At 38.6% G+C, this 12,775-nt stretch carries 10 protein-coding genes and 1 pseudogene; 7 read left to right on the top strand and 4 right to left on the bottom strand.

Annotated features, from left to right (window positions below; genetic code table 11):
- The first annotated feature begins 101 nt into the window (after nt 1–101).
- From ANA_RS08965 to ANA_RS08950, 4 genes are all read left to right on the top strand, one after another.
- Nucleotides 102–2,153: a putative Ig domain-containing protein gene (locus tag ANA_RS08965; protein ID WP_015079752.1), complete on the top strand. Its 2,052-nt coding sequence runs from the start codon at nt 102–104 to the stop codon at nt 2,151–2,153.
- A gap of 465 nt (nt 2,154–2,618) precedes the next feature.
- The gene (sat, locus tag ANA_RS08960; RefSeq protein WP_015079751.1) at nt 2,619–3,800 is read left to right on the top strand and encodes a sulfate adenylyltransferase; all 1,182 of its coding nucleotides are present in this window, start codon (nt 2,619–2,621) and stop codon (nt 3,798–3,800) included.
- Between the two features lie 75 nt (nt 3,801–3,875).
- Nucleotides 3,876–6,020 carry a caspase family protein gene (locus ANA_RS08955; RefSeq protein ID WP_015079750.1) on the top strand — a complete coding sequence of 715 codons (2,145 nt, stop codon included), beginning with the start codon at nt 3,876–3,878 and terminating at the stop codon, nt 6,018–6,020.
- 83 nt (nt 6,021–6,103) lie between these two features.
- Entirely contained in the window at nt 6,104–6,826 is a 723-nt protein-coding gene (locus ANA_RS08950; RefSeq protein ID WP_083881449.1) for a Uma2 family endonuclease, read from the top strand.
- 138 nt (nt 6,827–6,964) lie between these two features.
- Here the strand turns inward: ANA_RS08950 and ANA_RS25780 are convergent.
- Nucleotides 6,965–7,104, bottom strand: a pseudogene (locus ANA_RS25780) (magnesium-protoporphyrin IX monomethyl ester cyclase); the annotation flags it as partial.
- 100 nt (nt 7,105–7,204) lie between these two features.
- Here ANA_RS25780 and ANA_RS08945 point away from each other — a divergent pair.
- The 3 genes from ANA_RS08945 (at nt 7,205) to ANA_RS08935 (ending at nt 8,415) form a co-directional block, all read left to right on the top strand.
- Nucleotides 7,205–7,717, top strand: coding sequence for a hypothetical protein (locus ANA_RS08945; RefSeq protein WP_015079748.1), 513 nt, complete (start codon nt 7,205–7,207; stop codon nt 7,715–7,717).
- Between the two features lie 72 nt (nt 7,718–7,789).
- Nucleotides 7,790–8,125 (top strand): hypothetical protein, encoded by a 336-nt coding sequence (locus ANA_RS08940; RefSeq protein ID WP_015079747.1) that lies wholly within the window; start codon nt 7,790–7,792, stop codon nt 8,123–8,125.
- Nucleotides 8,125–8,415, top strand: coding sequence for a type II toxin-antitoxin system RelE/ParE family toxin (locus tag ANA_RS08935; protein ID WP_015079746.1), 291 nt, complete (start codon nt 8,125–8,127; stop codon nt 8,413–8,415). The genes ANA_RS08940 and ANA_RS08935 overlap by 1 nt, the downstream gene beginning before the upstream one ends.
- A gap of 26 nt (nt 8,416–8,441) precedes the next feature.
- Here ANA_RS08935 and ANA_RS08930 read toward each other — a convergent pair whose 3' ends face one another.
- The 3 genes from ANA_RS08930 to ANA_RS08920 all read right to left on the bottom strand — a co-directional run bounded on the left by ANA_RS08930 (nt 8,442) and on the right by ANA_RS08920 (nt 12,730).
- Nucleotides 8,442–9,314: an S-methyl-5'-thioadenosine phosphorylase gene (locus ANA_RS08930; RefSeq protein WP_015079745.1), complete on the bottom strand. Its 873-nt coding sequence runs from the start codon at nt 9,312–9,314 to the stop codon at nt 8,442–8,444.
- A gap of 118 nt (nt 9,315–9,432) precedes the next feature.
- Complete coding sequence (locus ANA_RS08925) at nt 9,433–11,721, bottom strand: pentapeptide repeat-containing protein (RefSeq protein ID WP_015079744.1); 2,289 nt, start codon at nt 11,719–11,721, stop codon at nt 9,433–9,435.
- Between the two features lie 16 nt (nt 11,722–11,737).
- Complete coding sequence (locus ANA_RS08920; protein WP_015079743.1) at nt 11,738–12,730, bottom strand: zinc-dependent alcohol dehydrogenase family protein; 993 nt, start codon at nt 12,728–12,730, stop codon at nt 11,738–11,740.
- Nucleotides 12,731–12,775 lie beyond the last annotated feature (45 nt).

Genomic DNA, 12,775 nt, shown 5'->3' with positions numbered 1-12,775 from the left:
AATTGGAAAATCTGTAGGGGCGCAGGCCCTGCGCCCTTTCCAATCCCACCAATCCCACAATTGCCACCGCTACAGCCGTAGGAACAATTACCAATGATGATGTGGCAGTCGTAAACAATGCACCAATAGTTGCTAACCTAATCGCAGATCAAAATGCTAAACAAGGAACTGCTTTCAACTTCCAAATTCCCACCAATACCTTCACAGATATTGATGCGGGTGATATTCTCACCTATTCAGCAACATTAGAAAATGGTAATGCTTTACCAAATTGGTTAACCTTCAATTCTACAACTCGGACTTTTAGCGGTACTCCCACTAATGATAATGTAGGGAATCTGAATGTTAAAGTAGCAGCTACAGATAAAACAGGAGCATCTGTTAATGATACGTTCACTATTAAGGTACAAAACGTGAATACCGCACCCATCCTCAAAAATCCACTTTTAGATCAAACAGTTAAGGTCAATTCTACCTTTACATTTACACTACCCAAAGATACCTTCTCCGATCCAGACGCAGTTAATCCCTATAAAAACCTCGTCATCTTTGGTGATAGCCTCTCAGATACAGGTAATGCCTACAAAGCATCTGGTAACACCTTTCCACCATCACCTAATTATCAAGGTCGTCTTTCTAATGGCTTAATTTGGGTTGATTACTTTGCACCTGATTTACAATTTACAAACCAATCAATTCAAAATTACGCCTTTTTGGGCGCAAATACAGGAGTAAGTAATACTTTTGGGCAAATAACCGTACCTGGATTACTCACACAAATTCAGCAATTTAAAACTGTAAATGCCAATTCTATTGGTAAAGATGGACTGTATGTAATCTGGACTGGTGCTAATGATTTTCTGAATCTTGCCACAGATCCTACTCAGGCTGTGACTAATGCAGTTACTAATATTAGTAGTGCAATTACAACTTTAGCCGGATTAGGTGCTAAAGAAATTGTCGTTGGCAATTTATCAGACTTGGGTGCTACTCCTTTGAGTATTGCTAATAACAATGTAGCGAATGCCAGAGCAATTTCTATTGGTTTTAATGCAGCTTTAACTCAAGCTTTAACTAACTTAGAACCAGCCCTCAATGTTGATTTATCTTTAGTAGACATCTTTGGTTTGAGTACAGCATTTCAGACTAATCCTGCTAATTACAAATTCACGAATATTACTCAGCCGCTAATTACAGTCACTACGCCAGTTAACCCTGATCAATATGCTTTTTGGGACGATGTTCATCCCACAACCAGACTGCATCAGTTAGTAACAGATACATTTGAAAATACACTGCTCAAGGATGGTGTAATTCCTGATTTAATTAAATATTCTGCCACGTTAGCTGATGGTAGTAATTTACCAGATTGGCTGAATTTCAACTCTACAACTCGCACCTTTAGTGGTACTCCCAACACAGGAAATGTCGGTAAATTAGATGTCAAGGTAATTGCGACAGATAAAGCCGGGGCAACTGTCAATGATATCTTTACTCTCGCAGTCAACCAATCTACAACTGTAGGAACTCCAGGAGATGATAAATTAATTGCCACTCCTGGTAGTCAATTCGATGGTCAAAACAATATTGTATTTACAGGTGCAGGTAAAGATGAGTTAGACCTGTCCACTGTATCTGTTTTTCCCAACTCAGGTAGCAATATCGTTGATCTGGGTAGCGGTGATGATACTATCTTTGTGAATAAGAGCGATCGCGCTTTCGGTAGCGATGGTAATGATACCTTTGATGCTAGAGATGGCCAAGGTAATAACCGCATATCCGGTGGTGTCGGTGATGATACCTTCTACTTGGGTAGCAATGACCGGGCTTTGGGTGGTGATGGTAAAGATATCTTCAGAGTTAGTCTTGGTGGTGGTAACTTAATTTCCGGTGGTGCTGGTACTGACCAATTCTGGATTGTCAAAGCTGAACTACCGAAAGCTGCTAATACCGTGCTTGACTTCCAACTGGGGACTGATGTGATTGGGATTAGTGGTGCTGTCAGTTTAGGTATTACCACATCCACACTCAAGTTAAATCAAGTTGGTGCAGATACTGCGATTGTCTTCAATAATCAAACTCTAGCTACTCTGACGGGAATTCAAGCCAGTAGTTTGAGTTTGACAGATCCTAAACAGTTTGTTTTTGCGTAATAAGCATTTAGGAGGTAGGGGTAAAGCAAGAGCTTTATTGGTGTCAACTTAACGCAAAATCTTCATCCCGCAAGGAACTCAAGTTCCTTGCTAATAGCGAAAGTCATCTAAAAGATGACTAAATACTAGGAAAATTCATTAGTCCGTTTTAACGGACTTGAGCTATGAGACAGGGAATTTATTCCCTGACGGGTTTTTGGCAGTGCGGGCATACTTCGACCCTTCGACAGGCTCAGGGCTTCGCTTGCTCAGTACAAGTCTTGCCCGCGTGAGCGAGACGCTCACACTACAGTCCATCATTTTTATCTTGACGAACTACTAGTATTAGCAGTGTAAAATACACCATCTTTTCCTAATCTCACCCTTTCCGACCGGCAAAGGAAAAAAATTCACAGAAATTTAACAATGTGTACCAATAATTTGGTAACTTAGTACATAGTCTGCAACAACTAGGGAAAAATTACGTTGAGTTACCATCCAGATGCCATTGCCGCCCACGGTGGAGAGTTAATTAACCGGGTTGCTTCCTCAGCACAAAGAGAAATATTTCTCTCTAAGGCTGACTTTTTACCGCGTGTGGAACTTGATGAACGAGCAGTTTCTGATTTAGAAATGATTGCCATTGGTGGTTTTAGTCCTTTGACTGGTTTCATGAACCAAGCAGACTATAACCGAGTCGTCACCCAAATGCGGTTAGCTAACGGTATTGTCTGGTCAATTCCCATTACACTGTCTGTAACCGAAGAAGTAGCATCCCCTCTACAAGCAGGCGGTTTGGTGCGTCTGGATAACCCCAGAGGCGAGTTTATTGGGGTATTGGAACTGACCGAGAAGTATACCTACGACAAACAACAAGAAGCCATAAATGTTTATCGCACTGATGATGCTAAACATCCTGGGGTGCAGGTAGTATATAACCAAGGTTCTATCAACCTAGCTGGTGATATCTGGTTATTACAACGGGACTCTCATCCCCATTTTCCCAGCTACCAAATTGATCCGGCTGCGTCACGGGAAATGTTTCGAGAAAAAGGCTGGAAAACAATTGTGGGTTTCCAAACTCGCAATCCTATCCACCGCGCCCATGAATATATTCAAAAGTGCGCTTTAGAAACTGTTGATGGTCTATTTTTGCACCCATTGGTAGGGGCAACAAAAGAAGATGACATCGCTGCTGATGTGCGGATGCGTTGTTATGAAATTTTACTAGAACACTATTACCCTGTAGATAGAGTAATTTTGGCAATTAACCCGGCAGCCATGCGTTATGCTGGGCCTAGAGAAGCCATTTTCCATGCTTTAGTGCGGAAAAATTACGGCTGTACACATTTTATTGTCGGACGTGATCATGCTGGTGTGGGTGACTACTACGGCACTTATGACGCTCAATATATCTTTGATGAATTCGCCCCTGAAGAGTTGGGAATTGTACCAATGAAGTTTGAACACGCTTTCTATTGCAAGCGCACCAAACAAATGGCCACAACTAAAACCAGTCCTAGCAAACCAGAGGAACGGGTTCATCTGTCGGGAACCAAGGTGCGGGAAATGTTACGTCGGGGTGAGTTACCACCACCGGAATTTTCTCGTCCAGAAGTTGCGGCTGAGTTAACCAGGGCTATGAAAATTGCACCTGTATTAGTTTAGGTTAAGATCAGAAACTTTACTCTCCAGACTTCAGCCTTTAAGCTATGAGAATGGGCTGGAGTCTGACTGTTAATTATGAAACGGCGTGGGTTTTTACAACAAATTAGCGGCTTATTAGCGGCATTGGGAGTGGCTGAAACTGAGTGGTTGAGTTTGGGTAATCCCTATTACCAAGCTTTAGCACAACCTAATCAGCGGAAGTTGGCATTATTGATAGGAATTAATCAATATCCACAAAGTCCTGCCCTTGGTGGTTGTGTAACTGATGTGGAATTGCAAACAGAATTGTTAATTAATCGTTGTGGCTTTGCCGCGTCAGATATTCTGACTTTAACTGATGAACAAGCCAGCAGAAAATTTATTGAAAATGCTTTTTTAGATCACTTGGGTAAGCAAGCCAAACCTGGAGATGTGGTGATTTTCCATTTTTCTGGTTATGGGACTCGTGTTAATTTGGGAAATGAGCAGATCCCCGACTTCTTCAAGAAGTCGGGGATCTATAATGCCATAGTTCCTGTTGATGAGAATAATTTATTGGGGACAAATTCGAGAAACTATTTATTGGCAGAAACTCTGTTATTATTATTGCGATCGCTCCCAACAAATCAAGTTACAGCAATATTAGATACTAGCTACTATCATTCTAGTGAATTAAAACCCAGTGGTTTACGAATGCGTACCCGTCCAGAATTATCAACAGCAACTTTACAAATAGAAGAATTAGAATTTCTATCACAACTGAAAAATCATAAATCAGCTAATAATAATCCTCTGATGATCAATGCGACTTCAGAACTAAATCAGCAAGCCGGAGAATTTCTTTTCTCTAATTGGACTGCGGGATTATTAACTTATGCTTTAACTCAATATTTGTGGGAAACTATCCCAGCCAAAACAATCCCAGTTTTTCTTTCTGGTGTTGCTACTTCCATGTATCAGTTAGGTGGAAAACAACAACCAAGTCTAGTAAATGAGCCAAAAAAATCTCAAAATGCTTTAATTGTTGATTATTTTCCGATTGATAAATTGAGAAGTATTGGTGTAGTTCAAGCCATAGATGATGATGGCAAAACAGTCAAATTATGGTTAGGAGGATTACCTAATCAAGTTCTCACAAATTATGGCGTAAATTCTCGGTTAACTCTGGATACGGGAGAAGAGTTAGTTGTTAAATCACGAAGTGGGTTAATAGCTAAAGCCCAATTTACAAATAAAGAAATTACTACTTTACCTCAAGTTGGGCAAATAGTCCAAGAAGTTATTCGGGTATTACCTCGGAATATTCATGTTAATGTGGCTTTAGATCAGGGTTTGGAAAGAATTGAACGGGTAGATGCTACTAGTGTTTTTTCAGGAATTAACCGGATTGCTAATATTGCTACTGTAGAAGAAACTGCTGATTATGTGTTTGGTAAAGTTGCCCAAGTCCCCAGCCGTTATGGTCTTTTTTGCCTGGGTGGTGAATTGATTATTAATACGATAGGGGAAGTTGGGGAAGCGGTGAAGGTGGCAGTACAGCGATTAAAACCAAAATTTTCTACTCTGTTAGCATCAAAGTTGTGGCAGTTGACAGAAAATAAAGGTTCTTCGCGTTTACCTGTGAGGGCAACTTTAGAGATTGTTAACAACGTTTTACCCCGTGTTTTTATGGTGAGGGATACTTTGGGGACTGCAAGTATTGATAACACTTTGCAAACACCTGGCTATGAAGAAATAGCTATGCCGACAATTCCTGTGGGTAGTCGCTGGCAATATAAAATTGAAAATTTGAGCGATCGCCCGATATACTTAATTTTAGTGGGTTTAAATAATTATCAAGATGCCTTTGCTTTTTATCCTTGGGAAGTTTTCCTGCAGACAGATATTCCTCCTACCAAACCCCAATTAATAGAAGTTCTGATTCCTCCGGGTAAAACTGTCAAAATCCCAGAGAATCACCCGATAGCTGGCTGGTTACTGCCTACTCGTTATACTTTTTGTGAACACCAAATTATTCTGAGTACAGCACCATTTAAGGAAACTCTCACGGCATTAGCGATCGCTAAATATCCTACCACAGATCAACAGGCTATTAGTCCCATTGTCAACCCTTTAGAAGTTGCCCAAGCCATATTACAAGATTTACATAACGCCAGTAAAGTGACAACTGATATTAATGATGCTTATGTTTTGGATGTGAATAATTGGGCAAGTTTGAACTTTAGTTTTCAGGTTGTTTAGAGGTAGGGATTTCATTATTGTCCTGTTCACATTTGATTGAGAATAACTATATACTAGAACTTAATCCCTTATTTGTGTTTCCTATGGTTGTAAGTGCTTCCACCACCAAGATCACTTGGGAACTTTTACCTGAAGACTTTGTTTTAGACAATGAACCTGTGGATAATGTCAATCAACCCAGTCTAGCAGCAGCACTCACAGAAAGCCTAGAACTCGCTGGCAAACTTCCAGAAACTGCCCTTGCTACCACCAATTACGGCATCTGCGCCACAGTTAATGGCAAATTTGTCATCAAAGCCCCTGACTGGGCTTACGTGGCGCAAATTACAGTGCCTAGAGAACAAATCCAACGCAGTTACACCCCCCATAAACAGGGACAAATTCCTGTGGTGGTCATGGAATTTCTTTCCGATACTGATGGTAGTGAATATTCTAATAAACACACCTATCCCCCCGGAAAATGGTTTTATTATGAACAAGTTTTACAAGTTCCTAATTACATTATTTTTCAACCAGATATCGGTGAATTAGAAATATATAACTTGCATGAAAATGGACACTATAAATTGCGTTCCTCAGATGAAAATAACCGTTACTGGTTAACTGAAATGGAATTATTTATTGGTGTTTGGCAAGGAAAACGCGAAAACCGTCAAGGTTACTGGTTACGCTGGTGGGATCAAGATGGTAATTTGCTACTTTGGGGTTCTGAGTTAGTGCAACAAGAACGACTTGCTAAGGAAACTGCCTTAAAACGTTTGGAAGAGTTAGAAAAACGCCTTCGAGATGCTGGCATTTCTGACTAATTTTCATGAAGATCCTATTCAGATCCCCGACTTCTTAAAGAAGTCGGGGATATTTTCTAGTAATTCCCATTCAAGTGAGGTACAACAATAAAGAATTAACCGCAGATGGAAGAGGATAAACGCAGATGAACGCAGATAATTTTGGACAATAATGATATAATGCCAATAACCATTTTTTCTGATAAATAAACACTGTAAAGCACCCATTCTAAGGGGGAAAATGTATAGGTGCGGGTTTTGGTTACTTCACCTAAATCTAAAGATAGTTTAAAATCGCCCGTTCCTATAATTAGGAGGCTGAAAACCTCTTTTCTGTTCCCTTACCATAACGACAATTTTTAACGCCAACCTACTTAATCAAACTGTTATTAATTCTCTATGTTGAACTTAGCTAATATTCAAACCCTAGCTCAAGAATACAGTCCCCAGGAACTTTTTGCAGCTTTGGTGTGGCAACGTCGCTTTAATGAGTTTAATGGGGAGGAGGTTGTTAGGGATCTTAGCCAACATTCTCATCTATGGGCAAGTTTTCTGTTTACGAAACCAATTTTTGCACCAGATGAAAATGGTTTAAGTTTTGGTGGTTTGGTAGATACTTTATTGGCAATGGCAAATTATCGCCCGATGCCAGAATCGAGTATAATCCACTTTGTAGCTTATCCTGGGGATACCCTCTACATTTTGACAGAAAACCAAGATAGTATCGTGTCTCAGCTTTTGGATTTGGGTAAAAAGTGGCGTGCAGATTCAGTGGATATTACTGATGGTAATAATGAAGAATATGGTTTGCGACTTGGGCGACAGTTACGAATGAGATTGGAAGCAGGTTTGGAAGGTGAGTCGCTTTGGCAACAGCGAGATGCTGTAGTTATTACTTATTGGTGGGATTAATGATATGGCTATCTATCACCAACGCCAAAAATGTTATATTGAAGGCAAAGCTACCACAAAAATCAAAAACTTATGATAGCGAGTAATATTAGACAACAAATTCTAGATCATCTTCAACCATTACCTGGAGAACAAGTAAAAACCCTTCTCTTAACATGGCTAACTGGTACATCTGGGGAATTAGAAGATTTTGAGCGGTTGTTGACAAATAAACCTACTCAAACCACAGAAGAATCACTTGAGTATGGCGAAATAGATGCAGAACTAAATTTTCAACCTCTCACTGAAGCCGACATGATTCAGCAAAGTAAATCTGCGCTAGAAGCCTACCGTCGCACAGGTTCAGGGGTGGAACATGAACGAGTGCGGGAATGGGTAAATAGCTTAGGAATCAATCAAGAACGCTGATGTCTCAGATAGTTTGGACCCAAACTGCAATTAACGACTTAAATCGTCATTACGATTTTATCGCACTTAATGATGTTAACGCAGCAGCACGCGCAGTACAAACAATAGTCTCTTCTAGCGATACTCTACAGCAAAATCCACATCGAGGCGCGATTGTAGATGAGGTAGCAGGATTACGAAAACTTTTAGTTTCTTTTGGTAAATACGGCTATATTATTCACTACGCTATTCTTGAAGATGATGTGATTATTTTACGCATCTATCATGGGCGAGAGAATAGACCGATTTAATCAGTCAGTTCTCATCCCCTATGACCTTACAAATACTTCTCTAACAACAAAGCCAACTTCTCCTTAGTTGCTGCTGGTGCTTTCTCCAAATTCGTCAAAATCGCATACTTCAAAGCCGAATGCGCCTCACTAGCAGGGGGATTTGCACTCAACCGCTTCACAGTTTCTTGAATTACCTTTTGTGCATTCGCCGCATTTTTATGTAAATTCCCAATTACCATTTCCACCGTCACAGTATCATGATCAGGATGCCAACAATCATAATCCGTCACCAGCGCCAACGTTGCATAGGCGATTTCCGCTTCCCTGGCTAACTTCGCTTCTGGTAAATTTGTCATCCCGATGACTGTAGCATCCCAACTCCGATAGAGATGAGATTCAGCCTTAGTAGAAAAAGCCGGTCCTTCCATACATACGTACGTACCACCATTATGTAATGTAACATCTGGTAAACTTAAAGAAGCGATCGCTTCAGCCAAAACCCCCGCCAAATTATGGCAAATCGGCTCACCAAAAGCAATATGCGCCACAATTCCCTCACCAAAGAAGGTAGAAATGCGATTCTTGGTGCGGTCAATAAATTGATCGGGAATTACCATATCTAGGGGTTTAGCTTCAGCCTTCAAAGAACCCACAGCACTAGCAGAAATCAGGTATTCTACCCCCAATTGCTTCATAGCGTAAATATTAGCCCGAAATGGCAACTCTGAAGGTAACAACGTATGATTACGACCATGACGCGCTAAAAAAGCCACTCGTGTTTCCTCTAAAGTTCCGAGAATAATCGCATCTGAAGGTGAACCAAAAGGGGTAGAAATTTCTATTTCTTCCACATCTTTCAGTGCTTCCATCTTATACAACCCACTACCACCAATGATGCCAATTCTAGCTACAGTCATAAATTATCAACCTTGTGATGAATGGGATTAATAAGTAATTTTACCGTCTGTATATTGTACAAGAATATTCGGTAAAAAATAAAGTTCTTGTTTTTATAAAAGTTGAAAAATTTTCAATCTATTTGAGATAAATCAATAAATTCAAGCCGGGAATTGTCCGCGAGAGAGTCCAACCAGCGAGAATAATATAAAGTAACCCTAAACTCCATTGATACCAAGCCAGAGTAGAGATAATTCCTGGTAAATGTTCATCACGTAAACGAATATCATTAAATCCCAATCTCACCAAATTATTCAAACTAAAATCATAATAATTCAGCCAATTCCAACGTTTATCCCATAATAGTGGCATATATCTTTCCCGGAAACTAGGATTTCTAGGAATAACTGGTAATCTCCCAATTAATAATCTTAATTGTCTTAATGTTCCATCTTCTCGAAAATAGGAAATATCCATTAAATCATGATAACGTCCTTGTTGATAAAGTCGCCATAATAAAATTCCAGGTAAGGGAAAAATAATGAAAAATAAACACAGTAGAGTTAACCAAGGATTCCCAGAATTCCGAAAAATTGCTAATAAACTACCAGATATTAAACAAATAAAACTCAATAATATGCAAACAGTTTCATAATATCTAGGAACAATTGCTACAGGAGACAAACGACGATAGCGATCAACTAACCAAAATAATACACCAAAACAGGAAATAACTACACCACCCACACCAAATACTAACCAAAAGTTTGTCCCATAACCACTTAACAGCAATAATAAACTCAATAACAACCAACTTAAATATCTAACTACCCACCCACTAAAAACCAGAGGTTCAGTGGCAATAATTCTATCACTTAACTGATTATATATTTCTAAATTCACATCTGCTAAAACTAGTAACTCGCTAATATTCCGAAAATGTTTGATTTGACGATATTGATGAATTTCAGCCGCTTGGGTTGCGGAAAAACCTAAATTTATCAACCTATTCACAGCAGCAGTATTAATATTAATAGCTATCAACTGATGACTTAATTCAATTAACCTTAACCGTTGTTTTGTATATTCTAACTGATTTGCATCACTAACCTGCTGTTGTAACCGGAAATTTTGACTTAAATTCCGCAAAATATTTTGATTACCGCGTAAAGTGGGGACAATCAACTTTTTGCCAATTTCTCCAACATTACCTAAAATTTTCGCTTGATTAGAATTAAACACCAAATCAGAAACATTTAAAAATGCTGTTTCCGCAAAGTTAACATCACTAAAATCAGCTTGATTAAGAATACTTGCACTTTGCAAATCCACAGATTGATTAAACTCAGATTCTCGAAAAATTAGTCCTTGTTTAAAAATAGCATCTTTCATGAATAGAAATTGATGAAAATTAGCTCTGTTAAAGTTTACTTGATTATTAAAAATCACACTAGAAAAATCAGCATTTTCTTGCCAATAACTACTATTAAACCTAACTATTTGTTGAAATTTTCCTTGATTAAATTTTGCATCATCACAAAATACATCACCTTGGAAATTAGTAGCATCTAGAAATTTGACATTTTGAAAATTAGCTTTGTCAAAGAAAATGCTACCTTGAAAACTACTAAGAGCGTGAAAAATAGCCCCATTAAAACTCACAGTTCTACTAAATCTTGATTCCTCCCAATTAGTAGGTTTTAAAAAATTTGCCCCTTGAATATTTACAGATTGCAGAAAGAACGTATTCGGAAATTTTACCTCACCATTAAAACGACTTTCTACCATAATTAAAGCCCCACGAAACACAGAAATACTACTAGAATTATTTGACTGATTATTCAACAAAGATTTACAATCTTTAGAATTAGGAAAAGCCCTTGTTAAAGATTGCAAACATACAGAACGTAAACTTTCTAACTGTTCCCGTTCTGTATGTGTGAAAATTTGGGCTATACCTTGAGCATAAACAGGAGTTCTTAAACCCAAATCACTCCCATAAAAATCACCTTCAATTACAGAATTACTCAAATCTAAACCCAAAGCCGTCGCACCAGTTTTTTGTAATTCTTTTCTGAGTAATTGGTAAAAATCATCTCGGAAAATACCATTTTCTGGACGTAAATCAATTACCATTTTCCTTAAATCTACAGTTAAATTACCATCTCGCAAAATTGGTGTTTTAACTCGTTCTTGTAATAATTCCCAAGTTAAAGTTATGGGTTCATTTGGGACTGCAAAAGTAGGAATAGGAAATAAAAATATAGCAAATATACAAATAAACAATATTACTGCGGAATTAGATATGATGATTTTTCCTAATTTCGCAGATAATAAGTTTATTTTTTTAACGGTGTTTTTTATTTGCCAAAGTTGAGAAAAATCCCATCTTTGTAAATAACTAAAGTGACAAAACAATCTCAACAAATTCCCTACTTAATGATTAATTTAACAAAACAACCTTACCCAGCACAGAACCAGTTTCCACTAAAGCGTGTGCTTTTGCTGCTGACGCTAAAGGGAACGTCTGACTAACTTCAATTTTTAACTTCCCTTCATCTATCCAATTAGCACATTCTTGTAAAATATCTCCATGATGTATTAACGCTTCCACATTTCCTAACAACATCGGTGTTAACATTAATTCTAAACCAATGCGGAGATTTCTATTTCTAGCAACTTTCCAAACAGTGTTAGCTTTCGGTTCAAGAATAGTCACAATATCCCCATAAAGTCGCACTGCGGGAAAAGATTTTTCAAAAGTATCACCACCAACAGTATCAAAAACTAAATCTACACCTTCACCATTAGTCCACTCTAATACAGATGCGACAAAATCAGTTTCTTTGTAAAAAATGATTTTATCCGCACCAAGTTGAGTGACAAAATTAGCCTTTTCTAGAGAACTAACCGTAGTCGCTACCTCTGTACCTTTGAGTTTAGCCAATTGAATAGCCACATGACCAACACCACCCGCACCAGCATGAACTAATACCTTTTCTCCTGGTTCAAGTCTTCCCCGTTCATATAAAGCTTCCCAAGCAGTGATTAAAACCAGAGGTGCTGCTGCTGCTGCGGTGAAAGAAACCGATTTGGGTTTAAAGGCTACAAATCTTTCATCAACAATGGTATATTCTGCATAATTTCCAGATTTTGCACCCAAACCACCATAGCAAAAATATACTTCGTCACCAACGCCAAATTTTTGGACATCATTACCCACAGCTTCCACTATACCTGCACCATCACATCCTAAAATAGCTGGCATTTGTTCAGGGTAAAATGTCCCCCTTTGACGTAATTTTGTGTCAATGGGATTAACACCAGCCGCCAAAATTCTCACTAAAATTTCTTTATTTGTGGGTATGGGTTGGGGAACTTCTTGTAATTCTAAAACTTCCGGTTTACCCGCTGCTGTCATTAATATCGCTTTCATGGTTTTTTCTCCTAGATACACTTATTTAAATTTACCTAAAAATAT

It is taken from the genome of Anabaena sp. 90, from assembly GCF_000312705.1.
Classification (GTDB): Bacteria; Cyanobacteriota; Cyanobacteriia; order Cyanobacteriales; family Nostocaceae; genus Dolichospermum; species Dolichospermum lemmermannii.
Note: the sequence above shows the minus strand (reverse complement) of the source record. Positions and strands in the feature narration are given on the sequence as shown.